A 26,106-nucleotide genomic window follows, 5' to 3' on the forward strand; every position below is an offset into this window, starting at 1 on the left:
CCGCCTTCAGGCTACCGCCGCTGCCGCTGTCGTTGGCATCTACGCGGCATCCGCGCACGCGCCGCCTTTGCTCAACCGTCTCAATGCGCCCGCGCGCGTTCCCGCGCCGCAGCGATCTGACGGCGCAGCAGTTCGGAACGGCTCGGCGCGGCGACGGGCAAGTCGAACACCAGCCGCGGCGCCTGGACGAAAGCGGGTGCGCGCGCCGAGAGGTCGGCGGTGCACGGCGGCGTGGCGAGCGGGTCCAAGGTCATCGACATTACCCTCCGGCCGGGGATGGCCGACCGCGACGCTACGCCGGACGTCACTGCCGCAGGCTCTACGAGGGCGGTTAACCGCACGCACACGCCCGCGGCGGCGACACGCGCGATTGCCCTCCTTGCCGCGCGCGCCTAACCAGCGGGGATGAAGCTGATCATCGGCAACAAGGCGTATTCCTCCTGGTCGCTGCGCGGATGGCTCGCCTGCCGCCAGTCGGGGCTCACCTTCGAGGAAGTGGTGGTGCCGCTTTACGACGAGGCGTGGGACAAGCGCCGCGAGGGCGACGAGTTCGCCCCCTCCTCGGGCAAGGTGCCGATCCTGTGGGACGGCGAGGCAGTGGTGTGGGACAGCCTCGCCATCGTCGACTATCTCGCCGACAAGGTCGGGCGTGCCCGCTTCTGGCCCGAGGACGAGGCGGCGCGCGCGATGGCCAGATCGATGGCGGCGGAGATGCACTCCAGCTTCGCGGCGCTGCGCCGCAAGCACGGCATGAACGTGCGCCAGATCTACCCGCCCGCCGCGATCGACGACGACGTGGTGGCCGACCTGACGCGCATCTTCGAGCTCTGGGCGCAGGCGCGCGCGCGATTCGGGGGTGCCGGCGAGGGCGACTTCCTGTTTGGCGCGTTCGGCGCGGCCGATATCATGTTCGCACCGGTGTGCACGCGAATCGTCACCTACTCGCTCCCCGCCCCCCGCTTCGCCGCCGCCTATATCGGCGCAGTGCTGCGCCATCCCTTTCTGCAGGACTGGATCGCCGGCGCGCAGGAGGAAGAGTGGGTGATCGAGAAGTTCGAGCAGCCGGTCGCCTAATGCGTCCCGTTGTCGTCGGGAGTCGGCTCGGCCTCGTAGCCGTGCAGCGGGTGCCAGCGCATCGCGATATCGGGATAATGGACCGTCGACGCCTCGGGCAGGCTCACCGCGAACAGCACGCAGGGCGAGTCGCTCTCGTTGCGGAGGTGGTGCGCGTTCGCCTCGCCCTTTCGAAAGGTGGCGATGTCGCCGGGGCGCATCGGGTGACGACCGGTGTCGTCGACCAGCACCGCCTCGCCGCTGAGCACGACCACCACCTCGTCCTCGCCCTCGTGCCAGTGGCGCTGCGACGACCAACCGCCCGGCGGCACCGTGACATGCGTGGCGACGAAGTCGCTCAGCGCCACCGCCTCGGACAGCACGCGCACGGTGCGATCGGACGCCGCCGCCGCAAAAGGCTCGGGATAGTCGCTCCCCTCATGCGACGGCAGGCGCTCGACTTCGACCCTGGGCATAAGGAACTCCTCGCGTGACCGACGTGGTTCAACTCGCGGGGGCGCTGATCGCTGCGGAGAGCGTGACGCCCGCGCGCGGCGCCGTGTTCGACGTGCTCGAGGCGGCGCTGCTGCCGCTCGGCTTCGCGGTCGAGCGCTTCGTCGCGGGGGGGGCGCCCGACGGGCCGGTCGAGAATTTGCTGGCGACCCGCGGCAGCGGACGTCACCTCGCGTTCGCCGGCCACGTCGACGTCGTGCCGCCCGGGCCGGGCTGGAGCGCGGGCGCGTTCGAGCCCGTGATCGCCGACGGACTGCTGCGCGGGCGCGGCGCGGTCGACATGAAGGGCGCGGTGGCGGCCTTCGTCGCCGCCGCGGCGCGCGTCCCCGCCGACGCCGGCCAGTTGACGCTGATCATCACCGGCGACGAGGAAGGACCCGCCACCTACGGCACCGTAACGCTGATCGAGCGGATGCGCGCGCGCGGGCTGCTGCCCGACTTGTGCCTGGTCGGCGAGCCCACCTCAGTCGCGGCGCTCGGCGACATGGTCAAAATCGGGCGGCGCGGCTCGGTCAATATCTGGGTCGATGTGCCGGGACGGCAGGGCCATGTCGCCTACCCCCACCTCGCCGACAACCCGATCCCGCCGCTGATCGCGGCGCTGGCCGAGCTCGACGCGCTGGTGCTCGACACCGGCAGCGAGTGGTTCCAACCCTCCAACCTCGAGATCACCGACGTCACCGTCGGCAATCCAGCGACCAACGTCATCCCCGCGCACGCCAGCGCGCGGCTGAGCATCCGCTTCAACGACCTGCATCGCGGCGCGGACCTGGCGGCGCGGGTGGAAACGATCGTACACGCGCACGCCCCCGCGGCGCAGGTGGTGGCGCGGGTCTCGGGCGAGGCGTTCCTCACCGTGCCCGGGGCGCTGTCGGCGCTGGTCTCGGCGGCGATCCTCGAGGTGACGGGGCGGACGCCCGAGCTGTCGACCACCGGCGGCACGTCGGACGCGCGCTTCCTGCGCGCGCTCTGCCCGGTGGTGGAGTTCGGCCTGCTCAACGCGACGATGCACAAGCCCGACGAGGCGGTGGCGCTCGACGATCTGGCGCAGCTGACCGACATCTACGAGCGGGTGATCGGGCGCGCCTTCGCTGGGTGAGACGCCACCTCAGCGGGTAGAGGGTCGCGTATAGGGTTCGCGCCCCCTGCTCCGATCACCATCGTCATCCGGACTTGGTCCGGGATCCACGGCTCCGCGCCGACGAAGGCTGCGGATCAAGCCCAACAGTGGACCTCGGACCAAGTCCGGGGTGACGAAGGGAGGAATGAGAAAAGGAGGGAAGCTCCGCTCACCGCTTCCGCCGCAGGATCACGTAGAGCGCCCCCGCGCCGCCGTGCCGCGGGTGGGCATTGCGGACGGCGGCGATCGCGCCGGCATGGCGCGAGAGGTGAAGCCAGTCGAGCACCGAGGCGCGGATCGCGCCGCGCGCGTGCGGGCGCTGGCTTTCCGGCCGCGGCGGCTTGCCCGTGACGAGCAGCACCACCCGCTCCCCGCGCGCGATCGCCGCGCCGAGGCCATGATCGAGCGCGCTATGAGCGGAGGCGAGCGTGTGGCCGTGCAGGTCGATCGTCCGCTCGGGCGCGACATGGCCGGTCGCGAGCCGCCGGTCCCAGCCGCGGTCGAGCGTCTCGCCGGGGCCGCGCGGCGCGGGCCGCACCGGCGCGCTGACCGGAGCCACCGCCGCCGCCCGCGCCGGCGCGCGGGGCTCGGGCACCGGCGGCGCGGCGGCAACCGGCTCGACGCGCCTTCCCGGCAGCGCGCGCACCGTGGCGCGCACGCGCGCCCACAGCGCTTCCTCGTCAGCGCCGAGGCGTCGTCCCGCCACCCACGCCTCCCGCGGCGCGGCGCGCGACCCAGCGATCGTAGCTGCCGACCGGCAGCAGCAGGAACGCGGTACCGCGCGCGCTCATCCCGCCCGCGGTGGCGCGCGCGGCCTCGCCCGCACCCCAGAAGGTGTCGACGCGGTTGGCGCCCTTGATCGCACCGCCGGTGTCCTGCGCGATCCACACGCCGTTGGCGTCGGTGCGATCCATCGAGAGGAAGATCGGCGCGCCGAGCGGCACGAAACGCGGGTCGGCGGCGACGGTGACGCCGCCGGTGACCGGCAAGCCGAGCGCACCGAGCGGCGGCCCGTCGAGTTCGCGGAAGAAGACGTAGCTCTTGTTCTCGCGCATGATCGCGCGGCCTTCTTCGGGATGCGCGTGGAGCCAGGCGACGATCCCCTGCATCGACGACTGCCCCGGTTCGAGCAGCCCGCGGCTCTTCATCAGCGCGCCGATCCCGGTATATTCGCGGCCGTTCTGCGTCTCATAGCCGATGCGCAGCACCTCACCGCCGCGCATCCGCACCAGCCCCGAACCCTGCACCTGAAGGAAGAACAGCTCGACCGGGTCCACGGCATAGCCGAGCACGCGCGCGCGGCCCTCCAGCGCGCCCTGCTCGATCGCGGTGCGATCGTAATATGGCACCAGCCGGCTGCCCTCGACACGCCCGCGGATCTTCTTGCCCACGAGCGTGTCGACGAAGCTGCCGAGGTCGACGTCGATCAGGTCGGTCGGGCGCGCGTAGATCGGCGCGTAGCCGGGCCGCGGCTCCCGCGAGCCCGCGATCTCAGGGATGTAATAGCCGGTGGCGAAGGCGCGGCCGTCGCCGACCTGAACCGCCTCGAACCAGCGCTGGAAGAAGGAAGCGGCGTCGCGGTCGGCGGCGGTCGACGCCGCGGTGCAGGCCGCCTGCCAGTCGGCGCCGAGCGTCAGCCCGCTCGCGTCGGTGCGGCGGACGAGACTGGGGCAGCTCAGCCGGAAAGCGGCGAGCGCGGCGCTGGCCTGGTCGCGCTCAAGTGGGAGCGTGCTGATCGCGGGGCCGCGCACGATGCCGTTGGCAGAGGCACTGACGGCGCCCGGCACGGCGATGCCCGGCATCGGTGCGAGCGGAGTAGACGCGACGGGCTGCCGCGCCGGCCGGTCGAGCGGATAGGAGGTCGGCGCGGGCGCGCGCGCCGGGCGTGAGGCGGGGGGGGCCGCGACCGGGCGGCTCGCGGTGCTACGTGGCGGTGTCGGCCGCTCGCCGGGCCCGACGCACGCCGCGACCACCATCGCACTCGCTGCCGCGAGCGCCCCCCTCATCCGCATTCCGCCCCTTTCCCTGTCACGCCGTTGTTCGCGGCGTCCTCACGCCTCGTCGGTGTCCGCGAGGATCCAGTTCGGGTCGGCGTTCTTCACCTGGCGCACGAAAGTCCACACGTCGTGAGTCTCGACCGCATCGCTGGTCGAGCCCGCGACCACCTGGCCCTCGCCGTCGCGGGTCACGGCGGCGATATCGGCGTCGAAGCGTACCGTCACGCGTGCCTCGCCGGCGCCGACCGACGCCGACGCGATGCTGGCGCGCTCGATCGAGATCAGGCGGTTGTCGAGCACGTGACCGGCCGCCTGGCGCGCCTCGACCGCCTCCTGGAACGCGGCGAGCACGTCGGGCGCGACGAGCCCACGCAGCGCTTCGACGTCACCGCGCCAATAGGCTTCCAGGATCATGCGATAGGCCGACTTCGCGCCCTCGATGAAGCGGTTGACATCGAACTGCGGCTCGGCGGCGACGAGCGCGCGCAAGCCCGGCTCGGTGCCGCTGTCGAACGGCCGCATCACCGGCTCGCGCACCTCGGGCGTGACGTCCACGGTGCGCGGCAGCGCCGTCGCGCCGACTCGTTCCTCCGCCGGCTTGGGCAGCGGCTGCTCGTGGCCCGAGCGCTTGCCGAGGACCGAGTAGAGGCGCAGGGCGAGAAAGCCGGCAACCATGGCGAGCAGGACTACGTAGAACACGGCAACTCCAGACGGCTGGTCTGCGAAAACTCAACGTCGTACATAGGCATGACGGCGCCGAACATCAAACTGCCCTGGGTCAAATCGCCGGGGCGGCGATTGTATCCCGCCGACCGCGCTGCTAACCGCCGCTCACTGCCGCGCCCGGGCCACCGGCGCGCGCGACACAGGATCGGTGAAGGGACGGACGATGGACAGCCAGGACAATCTCGGCAACGAGCCGCTCGCCAACGGCGCGGACACGGGCCCGGCGGCGGGGCTGATCTCGCAGTACGTCAAGGACCTGTCGTTCGAGAACCCGAACGCGCCGGCGGTCTATCAGGAGCCCAACCCGCCCGAGATCAACGTCCAATTCGACATCGGTGCGGCGCAGGTGGGCGAGGAAGTCCATGAGGTGACGCTCAAGATCGAGGTGCGCGCCACTACCGGCGGCAAGACCGCCTTCATCGCCGAGCTCTCCTACGCGGGCCTGTTCGGGCTGCGCAACGTGCCGGCCGAGCATGTCCAGCCCTTCCTGCTCGGCGAAGGCCCGCGGCTGCTGTTCCCGTTCGCGCGCCGCGTCGTCGCCGACGCGATCCGCGACGGCGGCTTCCCGCCGCTGCTGCTCGAGCCGATCGACTTCAACGCGTTGTTCCTGCAGCAGGCGCAGGCGCAGGGCGTGTCGTTCGGCGGCGAGATCGGCCAGGCCTGAGGCCGATGCGCGGTGCTCCTGCGCAGGCAGGAGCCCAGGGCGGCGGGCGCTGCTCCCGTGGCTCTGGGTTCCCGCGTGCGCGGGAACACCGGCGGCCATTGACGCTATGAACCTCGCCAAAGCGCTCGGATCGGTCGGCGGGCTAACGCTCGCCAGCCGCGTGCTCGCGCTGGTGCGCGACACGCTGCAGGCGAGCTATGTCGGCGCCGGCTTTGCCTCCGACGCCTTCTTCGTCGCCTTCCGCCTGCCCAACATGTTCCGCGCCTTGTTCGCGGAGGGCGCCTTCTCCGCCGCCTTCATCCCCTTGTTCAACCGCAAGGTGGCCGAGGGTGGCGGTACGCCCGCGGGCGTCGACTTCGCCGAGCGCGCGCTGGCGGTGCTGTTCCCGGTGCTGCTCGTCTTCACTGCCGCGATGCTGATCGCGGCGTGGCCGATCACCTTGGCGCTTTCGGGCGGGTTCGACCGTCAGCAGCCGACGCCCGAGCAGTTCGCCTTCGCGGTGATGCTGTCGCGCTTCACCATCCCCTATCTCATGCTGATCTCGCTCGTCTCGCTCCTGGGCGGCATCCTCAACTCGCTCAATCGCTTCTGGGTGAATGCCGCGGCGCCGATCCTGCTCAACGTGGCGATGGTCGGCGCGCTTATCTTCTTTCACGGTGCGGACTCCTACGCGACCGCGCGGGTGCAGGCGATCTCGGTGACCGTGGGCGGCGCGTTCCAGCTTGCCTGGCTCTGGTGGGCGTGCGGTCGCGCCGGAGTCTCGCTCAGGCTGCGCCGACCGCGCGTCGACGACGACGTGAAGCGGCTGCTTACGCTGATCGTCCCAGCCGCGGCAGGTGCGGGCGCGGCGCAGGTCAATCTCGCCATCTCAACCGCGCTCGCGGGCTGGCTGCTGCCCGCAGGATCGATCTCCGCGATCTATTACGCCGACCGGCTCAACCAGCTGCCGCTCGGCATGATCGGCATCGGGCTCGGCACAATCCTGCTGCCGGTCGTGTCGCGGCTGCTGAGCGAGGGGCGCGAGGCCGAGGCGATGGAGACGCAGAACCGCGGGCTGGAGCTCGCGCTATTCCTCACCTTGCCCGCCACCGCCGCCTTCGTCTTCGCCGCCGAGCCGATCGTGCGCGGACTGTTCCAGCACGGCGCCTTCACCGGCGCGGACAGCGCGCGCTCGGCGCAGGCGCTCGCCGCCTTCTCGCTCGGACTGCCCAGCTACGTACTGGTCAAGGTGCTCACCCCCGGCTTCTACGCGCGCGCCGACACGCGGACGCCGGTGCGGCTGGCGCTCTATTCGGTGGCGCTCAACCTCGTCGGCAACCTTGTGCTGATCCCGACGCTGGCGCATTGGAACATCGGCCAGATCGGCCCGCCGCTCGCCACCGCGCTGGCGTCGACGGTGAACGTCGCCTCACTGTACGTCGTGCTGGCGCGACGCGGCCATTTCGCGCTCGACCCGCAGCTCAAGCGCAAGGTGCCGCGGCTCGCGCTCGCCGCATTGCTGATGGGCGGCGCGCTGCTGCTGGTGACGCCGCTGGTCGACCCCTATCTCACCGGCAGCCTCGTCGTGCGCGGCGTCGCACTGGCGGTGCTGGTCGGCGCAGGCGTGGCGATCTACGCGCTCGCCTGTTTCGCCACCGGCGCGTTCCGTGTCGCCGACCTCCGTTCCCTCCTCCGTCGCAGAGCCTCGTCCCGATGACCAAGATGCGCGTCGTCTCCGGTATCAAGCCCACCGGCAACCTCCACCTCGGCAACTATCTGGGGGCGGTGAAGCAGTGGGTGGCGATGCAGGACCAGATCCAGGCGCAGGGGGGCGAGACGATGTACTTCATCGCCGACCTGCACGGCCTGACCGAGTTCATCGCGCCCGCCGAGCTGACCGCCAACACGATCGAGATGACCGCCACGCTGGTCGCCGCCGGGATCGACCCCGAGCGCTCGATCCTGTTCAACCAGGCGCGCGTGCCCGCGCACAGCGAACTCGCCTGGCTGCTCAACAATGTCGCGCGCGTCGGCTGGCTCAACCGCATGACCCAGTTCAAGGACAAGGCGGGGAAGAACCGCGAGGGCGCCAGCGTCGGGCTGTACGACTATCCCGTACTGATGGCCGCCGACGTGCTGCTCTACAACGGCACGCACGTGCCCGTCGGCGAGGACCAGAAGCAGCATCTCGAGCTGGCACGCGACATCGCGACCAAGTTCAACACGGATTATGACAGCCCGCTGTTCACCTTGCCCGAGCCGCTGATCAGCGCCGCGGCCCCGCGCATCATGTCGCTGCGTGACGCCGCGGCGAAGATGAGCAAGTCCAACCCGTCGGAACAGTCGCTGGTGAAGCTGATCGACAGCGACGAGATGATCGCGGACAAATTTCGCAAGGCGAAGACCGACCCAGACCTGCTCCCCGCGACGATGGAGGAGCTGGAGGGCCGGCCCGAGGCGCGCAACCTGCTGACGATCTTCGCCGCGCTCGCCGACCGTTCTCCGCAGGACGTGCTCGGCGAGTTCGCCGGCAAGGGCTTCGGCGCGTTCAAGCCGGCGCTGGCGGACCTGGCGGTGGCCACCCTCGCGCCGATCCGCGACGAGATGGTGCGGCTGCTCGACGACCGCGCCGCGATCGACTCGATCCTGGAGCGCGGCGCGGAGAAGGCGCGCGCGCTCGCGACACCGACGCTGAAGGCGGCGCAACGAGCAATGGGGTTGTTGGCGTAAGCGGCGCGGGAGCGATGGCACATTCCGCCAAATGATGGCGCACCTAGATGCCCGGAGCGGTCTCTCATCCTCCCCTTCATGGGAAGGTAGCAGGCCGCAGGCGTGACGGAGGAATGACCCGATCGGTGAGTGAGCGCTGGACTCACCACCGGTGACACCCCGCCACCAGCCGTCGGCCGGTCCCCCCCCCTTGCAGGGAAGGACGTGCAGGCCAAGCTCGATAAAGTTGGCATCACTCTTGCTGAGCATCTCGCGAGCCGCGGCGACCGCGGCCCCGAGAGAGCGAGAGAGCGCATGACCGACACCACCACCCTGCCCGCCCCGCGCGACAATCTCTTCGGCGTGTGCGCCGCGGTCGGTGCGGACCTGGGCTTCAATCCGCTGTGGCTGCGCGCCGTCTTCGCGGGCGCTCTGCTGTTCAGCCTGGAAGCGGTGCTGGCGACCTATGCCGCGCTCGGCGTGATCGTGCTGGCCAGCCGGCTACTCTTCCCCGATCGCCGGCGCGCGACCGCCACTGCCGAGATCACGCCACTCCCCAGTGCGATCGCGCCGAGCCAGGAGGAGCCGCTGCGCCGCGCGGCGTGAGCGGCGCTCAGCCGCCGAGCTGGCCGAGCAGCAGGCGCACCGCGCCGTCGACCTCGCGGTCACTGTCGCGCAGCGCCTCGATCCGCTTCACCGCGTGGATCACGGTGGAGTGATCGCGCCCACCGAACTTGCGGCCGATCTCGGGCAGCGAGCGCGTGGTGAGTCGCTTGGCGAGATACATCGCGATCTGCCGCGGCCGCGCCACCGCCCGCGCGCGGCGCGCCGAGATCAGGTCGAGCGGCTTGAGTTCGAAATGGTCCGAGACCAGTTTCTGGATCTGGTCGATCGTCACGCGGCGCTGATGGCCCCGCAGCATGTCGCCGAGTGTCTGCGTCGCGAAGTCGAGGTCTATCGTCGCCCCGGTCAGCATCGCGTAAGCGGTGACCCGGGTAAGCGCCCCCTCCAGCTCGCGGATGCTCGCGGTGATCCGGGCCGCCAGCAGGTCGAGCACCGCGGCGGGCACGCGCACGTCGGGCATGTCCGCCACGCGGCGCGCGAGCACCTCGCGGCGCAGCGCCAGCGACGAGGGGCGGATGTCCGCCACCAGGCCGCCGCCGAGACGACCGAGGATGCGCGGCTCGATTCCCTCGAGCGCCTGGGGCGCGCGATCGGCGGCGATCACCAGCCGCTTACCCGCCGCCATGATCTCGTTGACGGTGTGGAAGAACTCCTCCTGCGTCGAGTCCTTGCCGGCGATGAACTGGAGGTCGTCGATCAGCAGCAGGTCGAGCCCGCGCAGCTTCATCTTAAACGCGAATGTGTCGCGCGCACGCACCGCGGCGACGAACTCGAACATGAAGCGCTCCGCCGACATGAGCATCACGCGCGCGCCCGGGTGCGCCGTCAGGAAGGCGTGCGCCACCGCGTTCATCAGATGGGTCTTGCCCTGTCCGGTCGCGCCGTGAAGGAACAGGGGGCTGAAGCGCACCGGACCGGGCTCGGCCAGCGCGCGCGCGGCGTTGACCGCGACCAGGTTCGACTCGTCCACCACGAAACGATCGAAGGTGAGCCGCGGATCAAGCTGCGGGCGCTCGCCGGCCTCGCCTGATCCCTCGGCGACCGGCTCGGCCGGTGCCGCGACCGCGGCGGGCGCGGTCAGCACGGCGGCGACCGGCGCGCGCGACGCGGTCTCGACCTCGACGCTGCGCACGCCCGGCAACACCGCGCGAAACTCGTGTACCAGCCGCTCGGCATAGTGGCTGCGCACCCAGTTGGTCATGAACGGCGATGGCAGCGTCAAGCGGACGTCGAGCGGGTCGGTCGCGTCGGCCAGCGCGATCGGCGCGAGCCACTGGTCGAAGAGCCGCGCCCCGGCGGACTGGCGCAGGTTGGCGCGCACCCGGGTCCAGGCCCGCGCCACGTCGCTCATCCCGTCCACTCGTTCCGCCACTTGCGCCACGCACAGCTCTCCCGTTGCCGCGAACGCGAGCGTTCGCGGATCCTTCATCCGCAAAGTCAAACGTCCCCCTGCCCGCGGCCCCTCGCGCGTCGGCTATCAGACGGTGTCTCTGTGCCGCGCCGGACGATCGCCGGTGCGGTTCGACAGGATTAGGAACAGCCGGCTGAGTCGATCAAGACCGGTCGCGGACACAAAATCGAAATAAAGAAGGTTGACTCGTCGGCAGCCGCGCAAATGCGTCAGATTTCGCACAAGACACTGTAATCGCTAGTTTTTTATGGCGATCTGCCGATCGTATCGGGTGCGAATCGCAGGATTCCCGAGGCTTTTGGAAAGAAGCGTCGACCTGGTCTGGGGAACACCGAAAACGCATACGAAAACGCCCGCCGGGAGCGTCCCGGCGGGCGTTTTCGTAGCGCTGAGAACGCGTTAGATCAGGCGAGCCCGGCCACGCGCTTGGTCAGGCGCGAGAACTTCCGCGCCGCCGTGTTCTTGTGGAGTACGCCCTTGGCCACGCCGCGCGCGATCTCCGGCTGCGCCGCCTGCAGCGCAGTCGCCGCCCCGGCCTTGTCGCCGGCCGCGAGCGCTGCCTCGACCTTCTTCACGAAGGTGCGGATCCGGCCGACGCGGTTACCGTTGACTTCGGCCCGGCGCTCGTTGCGGCGGATGCGCTTCTTGGCTTGCGGCGTGTTCGCCATGAACGTCCTCTGACTGTTTCGAATCGATGAAAAGCAGGGCGGCCGGCAACACCGTCACCCTCGAAGGCGCGGCCCATAGCGCGGGTGCCGTGCAGCGTCAACTGCGCTGGCAGGCCGGGCACCAGAAGGTCGAGCGCCCGCCCTCGGCATAACGATGCACCGTCCCGCCGCAGCCGCACGGCTCGCCCTCTCGGCCATAGACCGCGAACTGCTTGGAAAAATAGCCGAGCTCGCCGTCGGGCCGGGCATAGTCACGCAGGCTCGATCCACCCGCCGCGATCGCGGACTCGAGCACCGCGCCGACCGCCTCGACCAATCGCTCCAGCCGCGACCGCGCGATCCGTCCCGCCGCGCGGCGCGGGTTGATCCGCGCGTGGTACAGCGCCTCGCACACGTAGATGTTGCCGAGGCCCGCGACGACGCGCTGGTCGAGCAGCGCGAGCTTGATCGAGGTCGTCTTCCCCGCCAGTGCGTCGCGCAGATAGTCGGCGGTGAAGGCGGGACCGAGCGGCTCGGGGCCGAGCGGGCCAAACGCGGGGAAGCGCGCCAGCTCGTCGGTGGGCCACAGGTCGACCGAGCCGAAGCGACGCGGATCGTTGAGCGCGAGCCGCCGCCCTGCCCCGGTGTCGATCAGCAAGTGATCGTGCGCGAGCAGCTCGGCCGGATCGACTCGCCAGCGCCCCGACATGCCAAGATGGAAAATCAGCGTGTCACCGCGATCGGTGTCGATCAGCCCGTATTTGGCGCGGCGCGACAGAGCGGTGACCCGCGCGCCGGTGAGCCGCTGGCGCAGCTCGGGCGGAAACGGCCGGCGCAGGTCGCCGCGGCGCGGCTCGACCCGCGCCAGCGTGGCGTCGAGCAGCACCGGGGTGAGCCCGCGCACGGTGGTCTCGACTTCGGGAAGTTCGGGCATATTGGCGATTTAGGCATCGCGCATCGGCGCGACTAGATCGCGCGATCGATGGCGAGATCAGCATGCTCGCCCCCTTCCCTCCCCCCAACGCACGCCCTAGAGCGACGGGCATGAGCGATACCCCCGGCAGCGCCGCCAGCGAGCGCGTGGTCTCCTTCGGTTACGAGGACGTCACCCCGGTCGAGAAGACCGCGCGCGTCCGCGGCGTCTTCTCCAACGTGGCGAGCCGCTACGATCTGATGAACGACGCCATGTCGGGGGGCATGCACCGACTGTGGAAGGACCGCTTCGTGCGCCGCGTGAAGCCGCGCGCGGGCGAGCAGATCCTCGACATGGCGGGCGGCACCGGCGACATCGCGTTCCGGCTGGCGCAGCACGGCGCCGCGGCGACGGTCGCCGACATCAACCCGGAGATGCTCGAGGTCGGCATGCGCCGCGCGCAGCAGCGCGGCATCGACGGCCTGGTGTGGACCGAGGCCAATGCCGAGACGCTAACCTTTCCCGACCGCTTCTTCGACGCCTATACGATCGCCTTCGGCATCCGCAACGTCACCGACATCCCCGCGGCGCTGCGTGAGGCGCATCGCGTGCTGCGCCGCGGCGGCCGTTTCTACTGCCTCGAATTCTCGACCACGCAATGGCCCGGCTTCGCGGAGGTGTACGACGCCTACTCGCACCGCATGGTACCGAAGCTCGGCCAGCTACTCGCGGGCGACTCAGACAGCTACCGTTATCTGATCGAGTCGATCCGCCGCTTCCCCGACATGCCCGCGTTCGAGCGGATGATCGGCGAGGCCGGTTTCGTGCAGACCCGCGTCGAGGCGGTGCTGGGCGGGCTGGTGGCGATCCATAGCGGCTGGAAGATGTGACCTCGCCCATTGTCCACACCTGGCGGCTGCTGAGCTGGGGGCGCACGCTGGCGCGCCACGGCGCGCTGCGTGGGCTCGAGCGCGATCCCAACACGCCGCCGCGGCTGCGCCGGCTGTTGCGGCTCGCGCGGCTCGGCGCGCGCGTGCCCGCGACGCCGCGCTACGCCGACGCCTTCGAGGCGCTGGGGCCAGCGGCGATCAAGTTCGGCCAGACGCTCGCCACCCGCCCCGACCTGGTCGGTGAGGAGGCCGCCCACGATCTCCTTCGGCTGCAGGACTCGATCCCGCCGGTGCCTTACGCAGCGATCTCGCAGGTGATGCGGATCAGCTTCGGTCGGCCGCTCGACACCTTGTTCCGCGAGATCGAGGAGGTGCCGGTCGGCTCGGCCTCGATCGCGCAGGTGCACCGCGCCGTGACCACCGACGGCCGGCGCGTCGCGGTCAAGGTGCTGCGTCCCGGCGTCGAGGAGGATTTCGCGCGCGCGATCGACACCTATGAGTGGGCCGCGGCGCAGATCGAGCCGATGGGCGGCGAGATAGCGCGGCTCCAGCCGCGACTGGTGATCGAGACGTTCAAACGCTGGACCGCGCGCGAGCTCAACTTCACGCGCGAAGCGGCCTCGGCGTCCGAGCTGGCCGAGACGATGACGGCCGAGCCCAAGTTCTTCGTCCCCGCGGTCGACTGGGTGCGTACCACGGGCAAGGTGCTGACGATCGAGTGGATCGACGGCATCAAATTGTCCGATCGGGTGGCGCTGATCGAGGCCGGCTACGACCTGCGCGAGCTGGCGCGCGTGCTCGTCCACGCCTTCCTGCGCCAGGCGATCGCCGACGGTTTTTTCCACGCCGACCTGCACCAGGGCAATCTGTTCGCGCTGCCGGGCGACCAGGTCGCGGCGATCGACTTCGGCATCATGGGGCGCATCGACCGGCGCGCGCGCGTGTGGCTCGCCGAGATCCTCTACGGCCTGATCACCGGCAATTACCGTCGCGTCGCCGAGATCCACTTCGAGGCGCAATATGTCCCGGCGCACCACAGCGTTGAGGAGTTCGCCACCGCGCTGCGCGCGGTCGGCGAGCCGATGCGCGGGCTGCCGGTCAAAGACATGTCGATCGGCATGATGCTGGACGGGCTGTTCGGCATCACGCGCGACTTCGACATGGTCACCCAGCCGCACCTGCTACTGCTCCAGAAGACGATGGTGATGGTGGAGGGCGTCGCCACGGCGCTCGACCCCGACATCAACCTCTGGGTCACCGCCGCGCCGCTGGTCGAGGACTGGATCCGCACCGAGCTCGGCCCCGAGGCGGCGATCGCCGACCGGCTGGTCGCCGACGTGCGCACGCTGGCGCGGCTGCCCGAGCTGGTGCGGCGGATCGAGGCGCGCTTCCCCGCACCCGGCGGGGCGCCGCCGCGGCCACCGCTCAAGGAGATCCAGGTGGTGCGCGTCGGCGGGCGCTGGCGCTATGCGCTGGTCGGTGCGCTCGGCCTGGCCGCGGGTGCGGGCGCGATGCTGCTGGCGGCGCCGTGGTGACGCCCGCGCCGCTGCTGCTCGTCGCGCCGACCCGCCTCGGCCGGGTCGAGCGCGGCGCGGCGCGGTGGTGGTGCGCGGCGCTGTTGCTCGGCCTGATTGCGGCGCTCGGCCTATCCGAGACGAGCGCGCGACCCGCCGCCGAACTGCTCCACGACTCGATCGTCGCGGCGATCCGCCACGGTGGCCATTATTACGACACCTTCCGCGACTTGGCCCGCACGGCGCCCGACGGCGAGGACGCGCGCTCGCTGCCGCCGACGCTCGCCGTCGTCAGTGCCGCCGTGCCGAACGCGGCGATGCTGCTGCTGGTCGGCGCCGCGCTTGCCGGGCTGGTCGCGGTCGGCGTGCAACGGCTCGCCGCGCTGTTCGCCGGCGCCGCGGGCCAGGTGCTCGCGGCGCTGCTGCTCGTCGCCGGTACTGCCGCGGTAGCGTTGCTGTGGGAACAGACGCCGCACGCCGGGTGGGCCGCCTTGCTTGCCGCGTATGCCGTGCTGCTGCGCCGCGCCGAGCGCTGGGGCACTGCCGCCGCGCTCGGCTGCGCCGCCGCGGTGATCGATCCCGCCGCGCTGCTCGTGCCTGCGGTGATGGCGATTTTCGCGCTTCACGACGGCAGCGCGCGCGAGACGCTCGGCTGGCTCGTCGCGCTCGCGGTCGGCGGCGCGGTGCTGGGCTGCCACCTGTGGGCGATCGCTGCCGTCGTGCCGCCGGCGGCGGAGACGCTGCCGACGCTTCTCGCCCCGCCCGGCGCGCTGCCGCGACTGCTCGGCGCCGCGCTGCCGGGTGTCGCCCCCAGGCTAGCGGCGGCACTGCTGCTGCTCGCGCTGCTCGGCTGGGCGGCGCTGCCGCGCGCGCTCGGTCCGCGCGTGGTCGCGCTCGTGCTGGCAGGACTTGCCGCCGACGGGCGCGTCGCCGATCTGCACAGCGCCACGCTCGCCGCCGCGCTGGTCGCCCCCGGGCTCGCGCTCGCGCCCGACGCGATCGCCGATCTGCTGCGGGGCGCGCCGGGACGTCGTCGCATCACGGTGACGAGGGTGACACGATGAGCCGCATCCTGCTGATCGTCGGCGGTGGGATCGCCGCCTACAAGTCGTGCGAGCTGGTGCGCGAGCTGCGTCGCCGCGGCCACCGGGTGCGCTGCGTGCTGACCGAGGGCGGCGCGCATTTCGTCACCGCGATGACGCTCGCCGCGCTGAGCGAGGACAAGGTCTACACCGACCTGTGGGACCTCAAGGACGAGGCCGAGATGGGCCACATCCAGCTGAGCCGCGAGGCCGATCTCGTTGTCGTCGCGCCCGCCACCGCCGACCTGCTCGCGCGCATGGCGGCGGGGCTGGCGAACGATCTCGCCACCACGCTGCTGCTCGCCACCGACAAGCCGGTGCTGGCCGCGCCCGCGATGAACGTCCGCATGTGGCTGCACGCCGCGACCCAGCGCAACGTTTCACAGCTGCGTGGCGACGGCATCACGGTGATGGAGCCGGACGAGGGCGCGATGGCGTGCGGCGAGTTCGGTCCCGGCAGGCTGCCCGAGCCGCTGGCGATCGCTGATCGGATCGAGCACGAACTCGCGCCGCGCGCCGCGGGGGTGTTGGCGGGGCGGCACGTGCTGGTCACGGCGGGACCGACGCACGAGCCGATCGACCCGGTGCGCTACATCGCCAATCGCTCGTCGGGGAAGCAGGGGTTCGCGCTCGCCGGGGCGCTCGCCGAGCTCGGCGCGCGCGTCACGCTGGTGGCGGGTCCGGTGGCGCTCGCGACCCCCGCCGGGGTCAATCGGGTCGACGTGGAGACCGCGGCCGAGATGGCGGCGGCGGTCGACGCCGCGCTGCCCGCCGACGTCGCGGTGATGGTGGCGGCGGTGGCCGACTGGCGGGTCGAGCGGGCGGCGGCGCAGAAGCTGAAGAAGGACGGCGCCGCGCCGGCGCCACTCGCGCTGATCGCCAATCCCGACATCCTCGCCGGGCTCGCGACCGATCCACGCCGACCGCGCCTGCTGGTGGGGTTCGCCGCCGAGACCGAGCAGGTCGTCGCGCACGCCACCGCGAAGCGCGCGCGCAAGGGTGCCGACTGGATCGTCGCCAACGACGTCTCCGGCGACGTGATGGGCGGGGATGCCAACGCGGTGCAGCTCGTCACCGCGCAGGGGGTCGAGACCTGGGAGCGCTTGCCCAAGGCGGCGGTCGCGGCGCGGCTGGCGGAGCGGATCGCCGCCGCGCTGGCGGGCTGAGCGCGGCATCTCGCCCTCAGCGAACTGGGAATCACCGTGTTACCTTCTCTCTGCCGTCCGCGTCACTCCTCGAGATAGTGGAAGTAGCGGAAGTCGGCCGGCTGCCCGGTACCCGACATATCCTGGCAGGCCATACCGATGAACGTTCCCGTGAAATTGGGCAGACCGGGCAAGGTGGCCTCGTCGGAGAGCAGGTCTGCGGCGAAGGTCTCGGGTAGCCACGTCCACTCTGCGTCACCCTCGGCACGCACCGCGAAGCGCAGCCGCTCGTGATCCACCTCCGCGCGCAGCGCCACCAGCCCCGAGCCGATCGCGACCGACGCGCTCACCGTACTGACGCCCTCGTCGAGCGGCAGCACCGAGAGCACCTGCGCCAGCCGCTTCCCCGAGTCGTCAACGGTGAGATGGAGGAAGTGGAACTTGGTCGCGTTGTAATAGCAGACCAGGCCCGCGGCCTGCTGGAAATTGGCGGGGGCATAGTCGAGCAGGGTCTCCGCGGCGTAGCGGAAGGCGAGCGGGCGGCGTGCGACCAGCGCCTGGGTGAAGTGGCTGCCGATCGTCTCGCGCCCGTGCAGCCGCAGCCAGCCCGGCCGCGCGGTGAGGCTGAAGATCTGCTCGGGATAGGGCGTCCGCAGCCATTGGAACGCAGGCGGCAACGCCGCGTCGGTGAAATCGTCGCGCTCGCACGCCGGCGCCCGCTCGCCCTTGGCCGTGCCGACCGTGTCGACCGGCAGCGCGTCGCCGTTCAGCGTCCGCAGCCAGCCGTCCTCGCCCCAGTGCATCGGCTGGATCGCGGTCTCGCGCCCCAGCACGCAGCGATCGCTCGCGGGCAGCGGGCGCCCGCAGAGGTAAGTCAGCCAGGTGGTGCCGTCGGGCGCGTCGACCAGGTCGCCGTGGCCGGTCCGCTGCAAGGGCGCATCGGGCCGATCCTTGGCGGTGAGCACCGGGCCGTCGGGATGCGGCTCGTACGGGCCGAACAACGTGCGCGAGCGCGCCATCACCACCGCGTGGTTACGCTCGGTGCCGCCCTCGGCGACGAGGAGATGATACCAGCCGTCGCGCTTGTAGAGGTGGGGCCCCTCGGTGAAGCCCAGCGCGGTGCCGTGGAAGATGAGGCGGCGCCCGCCGATGAGGCGGCCGGCGGCGCGATCCAGCTCCTGCACCACGATCCCGCCGAAGCGGCCGCGGCCGGGACGATGGTCCCACAGCATGTTGAGCAGCCAGCTGCGCCCGTCGTCGTCGTGGAACAAGGCGGGGTCGAAGCCGCTGCTGTTGAGATGGACGGGATCGGACCAGTCGCCGTCGACCCGATCGCTCCACACCCAGTAATTGTGGAAGTCGCGCAGCGACACGCCCGTGGCGCCGCCGACCGTGGTGCGGCCATAGCGCTTCACGTCGGTGTAGACGAGGTGGAAGCGGCCGTCGGCATGGCTGAGGTCGGCGGCCCAGACACCGCAGGAATCGGGGTCGCCGCGCAGGTCGATCTGTGTTGCCCGGTTCAACGGGCGCGCCACCAGCTGCCAGTCGGCGAGGTCGCGCGAATGGTGGATCTGCACGCCCGGGAACCACTCGAAGGTCGAGGTGGCGAGGTAATAATCCGCGCCGACGCGGACGATCGACGGGTCGGGGTTGAACCCGCGCAGGATGGGATTGCGGATGGTCATGACGGCTTTCGGATGTTCGTCCAGAGCAGCGCGGCGCCGACGAGGTCGAGCAGGCCGAGCAGGATGAAGAAGGGCTGGTAGCCGACCTGATCGACCAATGCGCCCAGCACCAGGGTGAAGATCAGCACGCCAAGGTTGGCCGCCGTTCCCGAGATGCCGGTCGCGGTCGCCACCTGGTCTTGTGGAAATAGGTCGGAGACCATCGTGATCACGGTGACCGACAGCGTCTGGTGCGCGAAGCCGCCGAGACAGAGCAGCGCCACCGCCGCCACTGGGCTGGTCACGGTGCCGACGAAGATCATGCCCGTCATCAGCACCGCACCGAGCGTGAAGGCGCCGCGCCGCGCGTCGATCAGGCTCACCCCGCGGCGCTGCAGCCAGGCGACCACCACCGGGCCGAACAGGCAGCCGAGGTCGGCGGCGAGGAAGGGCAGCCAGGCGAACAATGCGATCTGCTTGAGGTCGAAGTGGCGCGCCTGGACGAGGTACAAGGGCATCCACAGCGACAGCATGCCCCACACCGGATCGGCGAGAAAGCGCGCCCCGGCGATCGCCCACAGGTTGCGCCGACGCAGCAGCTCGCCCAGCGGCGGTCGGCGGCGGTGCTGCGCCAGCGCCGCTTCCTGCCCGTCTGCGATCAGCTGTCGCTCGCCCGCCGAGATCAGGCGGTGGCGCGCGGGCGGCGCGTACCACAGCAGCCAGGCGACCACCCACAGCAGCCCCAGCCCACCGGCCACGAAGAAAGCGGCGCGCCAGCTGTGATGAAAGACCGCCCAGGCGACCAGCGGCGGCGCGAACACCGCGCCGAACGACGCGCCAATCTGGTAGATGCCCCCGGCGACGCCGCGCTCGCGCGCGGGGAACCACTCGGCGACGACCTTCATGCCGGCGGGCTGGGCCGAGCCCTCGACCAGCCCGAGCGCGCCGCGCAGACCGGCGAAGCCGAGCCAGCCGGTCGCCAGACCGTGCCCGACGGTGATCAGCGACCATAGCGCCACGAACAGGGTGAAGCCGATCTTCAGCCCGATCACGTCGAGCAGGTACCCCGCCACCGGCTGAAACATGATGCCGAGCTGGAACGCGCCGGTGATCCAGGAATATTGCGCCGAGGAGATCGACTGCTCGGCCATGATCGCGGGCGCGGCGACGCCCAGCACGCTGCGCGCGAGATAGTTGATCACCATCGCGCCGACGAACAGCGCGATGATCGTCCAACGCACATAGGGGAATCGCGCCACCCGCCCTCCTCGGTAACGTTACCAGCAGTGTCGTACGCGGACGGACCCGCCGCTGACAAGCGCTCGCTAGCAGATCGCGGCGCGACCGATACCATTGACGCACCCTCCCGCCGCGAGGCAGGTCGGTCCGCTGGAGGCGCGGTCGGCGGTCGACAGCGCGGAGGCGAGGATCGACGTGCCCCAGCCGAGAGGACGTCGCCGCGGGGTGACGATCATCCATGTGGCCAAACAGGCCGGCGTGTCGCCGATGACGGTCTCGCGCGTGATCAACGGCGATCCGGGCGTGCGCGAGGAGACGCGCGTGCTGGTCAACGCCACCATCCGCGAGCTCAACTACACGCCCAACCTGTCCGCGCGCAGCCTCGTCACCTCGCGCGAGCTGCGCATCGGCGTGATCTATGCCAACCCCAGCGCCGCCTTCATGAGCGGCTTTCTCGCCGGCGTGTTCGAGGAAGCCTCGGCACGCGCGGCGCAGCTGATCCTGCTCAAGGGCAAGCACGGCGGCGTGCCGACCCATGAAGAGATCGAGCAGCTCATCGCCTCCGGGATCGGCGGCGTGATCCTGACGCCGCCGCTGGGCGAGTCGGACGCGGTGCGACAGATCCTGCGCGACGCGGGGCTACCGCTGGCGGTCGTGGCAGGGCGCGTGGCCGATGCCATCTCGGTCGGCATCGACGATCGCCGCGCCGCGCACGACATGACGCGCCACCTGATCGCGCTCGGCCACCGCCGGCTCGGCTTCATCGTCGGCAACCCCGACCAGACCGCCAGCGCCGAGCGGCTGGCCGGCTTCAACGAGGCGGCGCGCGAGGCCGGGGTGGAAACCTGCGTCGCGCAGGGCGACTTCAGCTACGCCTCGGGGCTGGTCGCGGGCGAGCGCCTGCTCGACTCCGCCGCGCCGCCCAGCGCGATCTTCGCCAGCAACGACGACATGGCCGCTGCGGTCGTCTCGGTCGCGCATCGCCGTCACCTCGACGTGCCGCGCGACCTCACCGTCGCGGGCATGGACGACAGCATCGCCGCCACCACTTTGTGGCCGCCGCTGACGACGATTCGCCAGCCGGTGCAGGAGCTCGCGGGCGAGGCGCTGCGGCTGCTGATCGACGAGATGCGCGCGGCGCAGGGCAAGGGGCCGCGCTGCGTCGCGCGCGTGCTCGACCATGTCTTGGTCGAACGCGAATCCACTGCGCCGCCTCTGCACTGAGCGCTCAACGTGCTCCGGCGGACGCCGGAGCCCAGGGTCGCAAGCGCGTCGCTCGCGGCGCTGGGCTCCTACCGTCGCAGGAGCACGGGTGCGTCGAAACGCGTGACACGCTCCCCAGCGTCACTGCCGGCCGCGCGACTCGACGCTATAGCCATGCAACCCCATCGGATAGGGATTGACCGCCACGCGCGTCCCCATCTGCCCTTCCGGGCCGCCGAAGCTGGCGCGGTGCCAGCGGCCCTGTTTGGCGATCAGCACGTCGCCGGGGGCGGCCGCCTTGATCAGCGGTTCACCCTCGATCTGAAGGTCGACGTTGCCCTCCATCACGAACCAGAATTCGTCGTAGCCGACGTGAAAGTGGCCGAGGTTGGAGGAGGGCGGCGTCGGCGTGGCACGACCACGGATGTTGTTCACGAACAGGTGCTGCGTCGCGACGAAGGCGGTGGCGCGCGCGCCGCCCTGGACCACGTCCTTATAGTAATCGAGGTACAAGGGATTGGCCTCGTCGGGCGTGCCTGCCCCGCCCGCCGCCAGCCGCCGCTCGTAGTGGAAGCCACCCACGTCGCGCGGCCGCTCGGTCGTGCTCGCCACCGGATAGAGCGGCATGTCCGTCGCTGCATGGATCTCGAACCACAGAGCGGGCTGATCGCCGACGGTCTCTAACGTGAACGGCACGCGCAGCGGCACGTCGACCTCAAAGCCCTTGCCCGCGACGAAGCTCGGCTGTCCCGCGATCGCAACGCGCAGCCGCCCGCCCCACACGATGATCGCGGTGCGATTGTCGGAATAGGCGACCTCGGTCGTTCGCTTGCCGGCGCCCTGCTGGTGCCAGTCGGCGACGAGATCGCGGTTGCGCACGATCGGCTGCGACCAGTCGCTCGCGCCGCGGTGAAGCGCGAGCACGTCGGCGAGCTTCCACCACGGCCGGTTGGGCGAGTCATAGGCGGCGAAGGGCGTCTTCTTGGGCACCCACATCTCGACCGGCGCGGGCGGCGCCGGGCGCGGCGCCTGCGCAGTGAGGAGCAGCGCCGCGGCGGCTGCAGCGGCGACGCGCGCGCGGCGTCGGGTCAGATGGATCATGGTCGCTCCCCTCCTCTGTCGTGTCACTATGCCGCGGCGACCGCGGTATCTTGGCTCGGCGTGCGCTCGGCGCCGATCAGCCGACGTGGGTCGACGATCGCCCAGGCCGCGATGCCGAGCACCACCACACCCGCGCCGGTGCCGAACGCCGCGGCCCAGCCGTAGCGTGCGGCGATCCACGGCGTCAGCGAGGCGGTCAGCGCACCGCCGACCTGGCAGCCGACGTTCATCAGCCCCGACACGACGCCGGTGTGACGCCCCGCGATGTCCGCGGTGACCGACCAGAAGGAGCTCTGCGACAGGTAGATCGCGCCGCCGCCCAGCGCGAGCGTCAGCACCGCGAGCGGGGCGCTGTCGACCTGCGAGCCGATCAGCAGGAACAAGGCGGTCAGCGCGAAGGACAGCATAGCCAGACCCGATCGCCCCCAGTAGAGGCCGTGCCGCCGCGACACCGCGTCGTTGATCACGCCGCCGGCGAGGCAGCCGACCGTCATCGCCAGGAACGGCGCCATGCCGAAGACAGCGCTCGATTTCAGATCCAGCCCACGCGCCTCGGCGAGATAGATGAAGAACCAGCTGAAGAAGATCCAGATCACGTAACCGAACGCGAAATAGCTGAGGAACAGCCCCCACACCGCGCGGCTCGCCAGAATCGCGCGCCACGGGATCGGACCCGCGGCGTCCTCGGGCTCGCCGGGCAGGCCCGACTCGATGTGCGCCAGCTCGGCCGCGTTCACCGCGGGATGGTCCTGCGGCCGGTCGCGCGCGACCGTGAACCACACGATCGCCGCGACGAGGCCGATCAGTGCGCAGACGTAGAAGGAGGCGCGCCAGCCGCCATAAGCCACGACCGCGCTGATCAGCGGTGGGGTCAGCCCCGAGCCCGCGCCGACGCCCGCGAAGATCAGGCCGTTGGCCTTGCCGCGCTCCTGCGCCGGCACCCAGCGCGAGACGAACTGGTTGCCGGATGGGTAGACCGCCGCCTCGCCGATGCCGAGTCCGAAGCGGACCAGCATCAGCAGCGTGATCGCGTGCGCGCTGCCGGGCGGTACCCAGGCGGTGGCGACGCTGAACACACCCCACCACAGCAAGGCGAGCGTCAGCAGCCGGCGCGGCCCGATCCGCGCCGCGAGCCACCCCGCGGGCACCTGGAACGCGGCATAGCCGATCAGGAAGGCGCTGAAGATCCAGCCGAGCCGGATCTGGTCGATCGCATACTCCTGCCGCATCTGCACGCCGGCGACGGAGATGTTGGTACGATCGAGAAAGGCGATCGCGCTGATGACGAACAGCATCGCCACCAGTCTCACCCGGACGTTGCTGCGCCCCGCTCCCGTCATCACCGCTCTCCCGGACGCACGACGTCGACGCCGCATTATATCCTATATGATTCTGTGTAGAGCCGTTGTAAGCGTGCGTAAAGCCCGGCGAAGTTCGGCGTCAGAAGGGAGAGAAGGGGTGAAGGGGATCGGATCGCTCGCGCGCGGTGCGGCGCTGCTCACGTTGGTGCTGGCGGGCCCAGCGGGTGCGCAGCAGGCGACCGCCCCGCGCCCTCTGGCGGAGCGCATCGGCCACACCGACCCGGCGCGCTACCGGCAGCTCTCAAAGGTGCACGACGGTGCGGGCACCATGGCCTTCGCGCCGCTGCTCGGTGCCGACGCGCTCTCGACCAACCTCATCTTCGTGCACCGCGGCGTGATCGCGCCGCACAGCGGGATCGGGCAGCATTTCCACCACCAGTGCGAGGAGATGTTCGTCATCCTCAACGGGGAGGCACAGTTCACCGTCGACGGCCGCACCACCACGATCGCGGGACCGGCGGCGGTGCCTGATCGCATGGGCCACGCGCACGCGCTGTACAACGCGTCCGACCGCCCAGTGCAGTGGCTCAACATCAACGTCGGCCAGACCAAGCGCTACGACAATCTCGACCTCGGCGACTCGCGCGAGGGCGCCGCGCTCGACCGCGTCGCGCAGTTCGCCGCCGTCAGGTTCGATCGCGACAGGCTCAAGCTGCAGGGCGCGGTGCGCATGCGCCGGCTGCTCGGGCCCGAGGTCTTCACCACGCCCTGGGCGTTCGTCGACCATGTGCTGGTGCCCCCCGGCGCCGCGCTCGACGGCGCCGCCGCGCCCGGCATCAGCGAGATGGTCTATGTCATGGCCGGCGCGGGCGAGGCGCAGGTCGCCGGAGAGCGAGCGCCGCTGCGCGCCGGCGACGCGCTGCCGGTCGAGGTCGGCGCCGCGCGTACGCTGCGCGCCACCGGTGCCGCGCCGCTCGAACTGATGGTGGTCGGCGTCGCGCGCGATCTCGCCGCCAAGGCCGCCTACGCCGCTTCGCTTCCCCCCCGCTGACTCCCGGAAAGGACCTGCCGATGCAACGCCGCTCGCTCCTGCACCTGATCGCCTCGCTCGGCGCCGGCTCGGCCTTGCCCGGCGCCGCACGCGCCGCCGCGCCGACGCGGAAGCCGATCGTGCTCTACTGCGACCTCGCGGTCGATCCGGCGCGCGAGAAGGAGATGCTCGACGCCTTCCACCAGCATTTCCTCCCCGCGGCGCAGAGCTTCCGCGGGCGCGGGTTCATCGACCTGAAGATGCTCAAGCTTCGAACGGTGATCCAGGGCCAGCCCGCGCCGCCCGCCGGGGTGAATTATCGCTTCCAGCTCACCTATGAGAGTGAGGAGCAGCGCCAGGTGTGGATCCGCTCGGACGTGCACCAGCGCAACTGGCCGCTGATCGAGCGCACCGTGCTCAACCGCGACTATCTCGTCCTGCTGACCGATGCGGTATGAGCATGCGGACCGCCCCCCTGCTCGCGGCCGCGCTGCTCGCACCGCTCGCGCTCCACGCCCCCATCGCCGCCGCCCAAGAGGCGGGTCCGCGAGTCGAACGGCTCGACCCTTCGCTCGACGCGGTGATCACGCCGGGCACGAAGGTCGAGCGAGTCGCGACCGGCTTCGGTTTCACTGAGGGTCCGCTGTGGCACGACGGCCGCCTATGGTTCTCCGACGTCAGCGGCGACACGCTGCGCGCCGTCGACCCGGCCGGCCATGTCGAGGAGTTGATCGCCAACGCCGGCGGCCTGCCCGACCCACCCGCGGGCAAGAGCATCGGCCCCAACGGGATGGTGCCCGACCGCGACGGCAGCGTGCTGATGGCGCAGATGGGCGCGCGCCGCATCGTGCGCGTCGGCGCCGACCGCCGCGTCACACCGTTAATCGCCGACTATCTCGGCAAGCGGCTCAACAGCCCTAACGATCTCGTCTTCGCCGCCGATGGCGCGCTGTGGTTCACCGACCCGCCGTTCGGGCTGTACAACGGGATGGACAGTGATCCGGCCAAGCAGCTGCCGTACAACGCGGTGTTCCGCTACGCCGGCGGCACCCTGACGCCGGTGATCACCGACCTCAAGCTCCCCAACGGTATCGGCTTCTCGCCGGACGGCCGCACCTTGTACGTCACCGATTACGGCCCCCCAGGCATGATCTACGCCTACGATGTCGGGCGCGGCGGAAGGCTCTCGCGGCGACGGGTGCTGATCAGCTTCCCCGCGGGCGGAGCCGGCGGCGCCGACGGGCTCAAGGTCGATCGCCGCGGCAACGTCTGGGCGACCGGGCCGGGCGGCATCCGCGTGATCTCGCCCGGGGGGAAGGTGCTCGGCCGTATCGTACTGCCCGAGGTCGCCGCCAACCTCGCTTTCGCGGGTGACGGGCACACGCTGTACATCACGGCCTCGACGAGCGTGTACCGGCTCCGCACGACCGTGGCGGGGGTGCTGCCGCGCTTCGCTCGGTAGCGAGCGGCGGCCCCCCTACTGCCTGTCTCAAACCGTCGCCCCACGTTAGCGTCATCCTGAACTGGATTCAGGATCCACCCGTCCGCACACTCAAGCACCAAGGCGCTCGCGCAACAGTG

26 protein-coding genes are annotated in these 26,106 nt (G+C 70.9%); 14 read left to right on the forward strand and 12 right to left on the reverse strand.

Annotation, left to right across the window (positions count from 1 at the left end; all coding sequences use genetic code 11):
• Window positions 1–80 precede the first annotated feature (80 nt).
• Complete coding sequence (locus tag FHY02_RS05845; protein ID WP_183920891.1) at window positions 81–254, reverse strand: hypothetical protein; 174 nt, start codon at window positions 252–254, stop codon at window positions 81–83.
• Between the two features lie 151 nt (window positions 255–405).
• Here FHY02_RS05845 and FHY02_RS05850 point away from each other — a divergent pair, with 151 nt between their 5' ends.
• Entirely contained in the window at window positions 406–1,074 is a 669-nt protein-coding gene (locus FHY02_RS05850) for a glutathione S-transferase family protein (protein ID WP_183920892.1), read from the forward strand.
• On the opposite strand, the gene FHY02_RS05855 is transcribed toward FHY02_RS05850, so the two are convergent.
• Window positions 1,071–1,529, reverse strand: a complete 459-nt coding sequence (locus FHY02_RS05855) for a cupin domain-containing protein (protein ID WP_183920893.1) — start codon at window positions 1,527–1,529, stop codon at window positions 1,071–1,073. The genes FHY02_RS05850 and FHY02_RS05855 overlap by 4 nt on opposite strands.
• Window positions 1,530–1,543: 14 nt before the next feature.
• Between FHY02_RS05855 and dapE the strand changes: the two genes are divergently transcribed.
• Window positions 1,544–2,665 carry a succinyl-diaminopimelate desuccinylase gene (gene dapE / locus FHY02_RS05860; RefSeq protein ID WP_183920894.1) on the forward strand — a complete coding sequence of 374 codons (1,122 nt, stop codon included), beginning with the start codon at window positions 1,544–1,546 and terminating at the stop codon, window positions 2,663–2,665.
• Between the two features lie 190 nt (window positions 2,666–2,855).
• Here the strand turns inward: dapE and FHY02_RS05865 are convergent, their stop codons facing one another.
• The 3 genes from FHY02_RS05865 to FHY02_RS05875 are packed head-to-tail and all read right to left on the reverse strand — an operon-like array spanning window position 2,856 to window position 5,382.
• Window positions 2,856–3,392: a Smr/MutS family protein gene (locus FHY02_RS05865; RefSeq protein ID WP_183920895.1), complete on the reverse strand. Its 537-nt coding sequence runs from the start codon at window positions 3,390–3,392 to the stop codon at window positions 2,856–2,858.
• A complete protein-coding gene (locus tag FHY02_RS05870) occupies window positions 3,367–4,698 on the reverse strand; it encodes an MltA domain-containing protein (protein ID WP_409322256.1) in 1,332 nt (443 codons plus the stop codon). Before FHY02_RS05870 ends, FHY02_RS05865 begins: the two co-directional genes overlap by 26 nt.
• A gap of 39 nt (window positions 4,699–4,737) precedes the next feature.
• Window positions 4,738–5,382, reverse strand: a complete 645-nt coding sequence (locus FHY02_RS05875; protein WP_183920896.1) for a Tim44/TimA family putative adaptor protein — start codon at window positions 5,380–5,382, stop codon at window positions 4,738–4,740.
• Between the two features lie 190 nt (window positions 5,383–5,572).
• Here FHY02_RS05875 and secB point away from each other — a divergent pair, with 190 nt between their 5' ends.
• From secB to FHY02_RS05895, 4 genes are all read left to right on the forward strand, one after another.
• Window positions 5,573–6,073, forward strand: coding sequence for a protein-export chaperone SecB (gene secB / locus FHY02_RS05880; protein ID WP_183920897.1), 501 nt, complete (start codon window positions 5,573–5,575; stop codon window positions 6,071–6,073).
• A gap of 106 nt (window positions 6,074–6,179) precedes the next feature.
• Entirely contained in the window at window positions 6,180–7,769 is a 1,590-nt protein-coding gene (gene murJ, locus FHY02_RS05885; RefSeq protein WP_183920898.1) for a murein biosynthesis integral membrane protein MurJ, read from the forward strand.
• 5 nt (window positions 7,770–7,774) lie between these two features.
• A complete protein-coding gene (gene trpS, locus FHY02_RS05890; RefSeq protein WP_183921465.1) occupies window positions 7,775–8,782 on the forward strand; it encodes a tryptophan--tRNA ligase in 1,008 nt (335 codons plus the stop codon).
• Window positions 8,783–9,076: 294 nt separating this feature from the next.
• Window positions 9,077–9,367 (forward strand): PspC domain-containing protein, encoded by a 291-nt coding sequence (locus FHY02_RS05895; RefSeq protein WP_183920899.1) that lies wholly within the window; start codon window positions 9,077–9,079, stop codon window positions 9,365–9,367.
• A gap of 7 nt (window positions 9,368–9,374) precedes the next feature.
• Here the strand turns inward: FHY02_RS05895 and dnaA are convergent, their stop codons facing one another.
• From dnaA to mutM, 3 genes are all read right to left on the reverse strand, one after another.
• Complete coding sequence (dnaA, locus tag FHY02_RS05900) at window positions 9,375–10,736, reverse strand: chromosomal replication initiator protein DnaA (protein ID WP_183921466.1); 1,362 nt, start codon at window positions 10,734–10,736, stop codon at window positions 9,375–9,377.
• A 464-nt stretch (window positions 10,737–11,200) separates the two neighbouring features.
• Window positions 11,201–11,464 (reverse strand): 30S ribosomal protein S20, encoded by a 264-nt coding sequence (rpsT, locus tag FHY02_RS05905; protein ID WP_132909366.1) that lies wholly within the window; start codon window positions 11,462–11,464, stop codon window positions 11,201–11,203.
• A gap of 97 nt (window positions 11,465–11,561) precedes the next feature.
• A complete protein-coding gene (gene mutM / locus FHY02_RS05910; RefSeq protein ID WP_183920900.1) occupies window positions 11,562–12,377 on the reverse strand; it encodes a bifunctional DNA-formamidopyrimidine glycosylase/DNA-(apurinic or apyrimidinic site) lyase in 816 nt (271 codons plus the stop codon).
• A gap of 110 nt (window positions 12,378–12,487) precedes the next feature.
• On the opposite strand from mutM, the gene FHY02_RS05915 reads away from it, so the two are divergent.
• Genes FHY02_RS05915 through coaBC form a run of 4 tightly spaced genes read left to right on the forward strand, consistent with a single transcriptional unit; the run spans window position 12,488 to window position 17,008 of the window.
• Window positions 12,488–13,246: a class I SAM-dependent methyltransferase gene (locus tag FHY02_RS05915; protein WP_183920901.1), complete on the forward strand. Its 759-nt coding sequence runs from the start codon at window positions 12,488–12,490 to the stop codon at window positions 13,244–13,246.
• Entirely contained in the window at window positions 13,243–14,781 is a 1,539-nt protein-coding gene (gene ubiB / locus FHY02_RS05920) for a 2-polyprenylphenol 6-hydroxylase (RefSeq protein WP_183920902.1), read from the forward strand. The genes FHY02_RS05915 and ubiB overlap by 4 nt, the downstream gene beginning before the upstream one ends.
• A complete protein-coding gene (locus tag FHY02_RS05925; protein WP_183920903.1) occupies window positions 14,778–15,824 on the forward strand; it encodes a hypothetical protein in 1,047 nt (348 codons plus the stop codon). The genes ubiB and FHY02_RS05925 overlap by 4 nt, the downstream gene beginning before the upstream one ends.
• A complete protein-coding gene (coaBC, locus tag FHY02_RS05930; protein ID WP_183920904.1) occupies window positions 15,821–17,008 on the forward strand; it encodes a bifunctional phosphopantothenoylcysteine decarboxylase/phosphopantothenate--cysteine ligase CoaBC in 1,188 nt (395 codons plus the stop codon). The genes FHY02_RS05925 and coaBC overlap by 4 nt, the downstream gene beginning before the upstream one ends.
• A gap of 62 nt (window positions 17,009–17,070) precedes the next feature.
• Here the strand turns inward: coaBC and FHY02_RS05935 are convergent, their stop codons facing one another.
• Together FHY02_RS05935 and FHY02_RS05940 are read right to left on the reverse strand one after the other, a co-directional pair.
• Window positions 17,071–18,672, reverse strand: coding sequence for a glycoside hydrolase family 43 protein (locus FHY02_RS05935; protein WP_183920905.1), 1,602 nt, complete (start codon window positions 18,670–18,672; stop codon window positions 17,071–17,073).
• Window positions 18,669–19,910 (reverse strand): MFS transporter, encoded by a 1,242-nt coding sequence (locus tag FHY02_RS05940; RefSeq protein ID WP_311721320.1) that lies wholly within the window; start codon window positions 19,908–19,910, stop codon window positions 18,669–18,671. The genes FHY02_RS05935 and FHY02_RS05940 overlap by 4 nt, the downstream gene beginning before the upstream one ends.
• Before the next feature lie 205 nt (window positions 19,911–20,115).
• Between FHY02_RS05940 and FHY02_RS05945 the strand changes: the two genes are divergently transcribed.
• Entirely contained in the window at window positions 20,116–21,114 is a 999-nt protein-coding gene (locus FHY02_RS05945; RefSeq protein WP_311721319.1) for a LacI family DNA-binding transcriptional regulator, read from the forward strand.
• Between the two features lie 120 nt (window positions 21,115–21,234).
• Here the strand turns inward: FHY02_RS05945 and FHY02_RS05950 are convergent, their stop codons facing one another.
• Window positions 21,235–22,194 carry a cupin domain-containing protein gene (locus FHY02_RS05950; protein WP_183920907.1) on the reverse strand — a complete coding sequence of 320 codons (960 nt, stop codon included), beginning with the start codon at window positions 22,192–22,194 and terminating at the stop codon, window positions 21,235–21,237.
• Window positions 22,195–22,220: 26 nt separating this feature from the next.
• Window positions 22,221–23,534 carry an MFS transporter gene (locus FHY02_RS05955; protein WP_183920908.1) on the reverse strand — a complete coding sequence of 438 codons (1,314 nt, stop codon included), beginning with the start codon at window positions 23,532–23,534 and terminating at the stop codon, window positions 22,221–22,223.
• Window positions 23,535–23,652: 118 nt separating this feature from the next.
• On the opposite strand from FHY02_RS05955, the gene FHY02_RS05960 reads away from it, so the two are divergent.
• Genes FHY02_RS05960 through FHY02_RS05970 form a run of 3 tightly spaced genes read left to right on the forward strand, consistent with a single transcriptional unit; the run spans window position 23,653 to window position 25,987 of the window.
• Entirely contained in the window at window positions 23,653–24,546 is an 894-nt protein-coding gene (locus FHY02_RS05960) for a cupin domain-containing protein (protein WP_311731779.1), read from the forward strand.
• 20 nt (window positions 24,547–24,566) lie between these two features.
• Entirely contained in the window at window positions 24,567–24,983 is a 417-nt protein-coding gene (locus FHY02_RS05965) for a hypothetical protein (RefSeq protein WP_183920910.1), read from the forward strand.
• A gap of 2 nt (window positions 24,984–24,985) precedes the next feature.
• A complete protein-coding gene (locus tag FHY02_RS05970) occupies window positions 24,986–25,987 on the forward strand; it encodes an SMP-30/gluconolactonase/LRE family protein (protein WP_260158733.1) in 1,002 nt (333 codons plus the stop codon).
• Window positions 25,988–26,106 lie beyond the last annotated feature (119 nt).

This window comes from Sphingomonas sp. BK069 (assembly GCF_014193405.1).
Taxonomy (GTDB): domain Bacteria; phylum Pseudomonadota; class Alphaproteobacteria; order Sphingomonadales; family Sphingomonadaceae; genus Sphingomonas.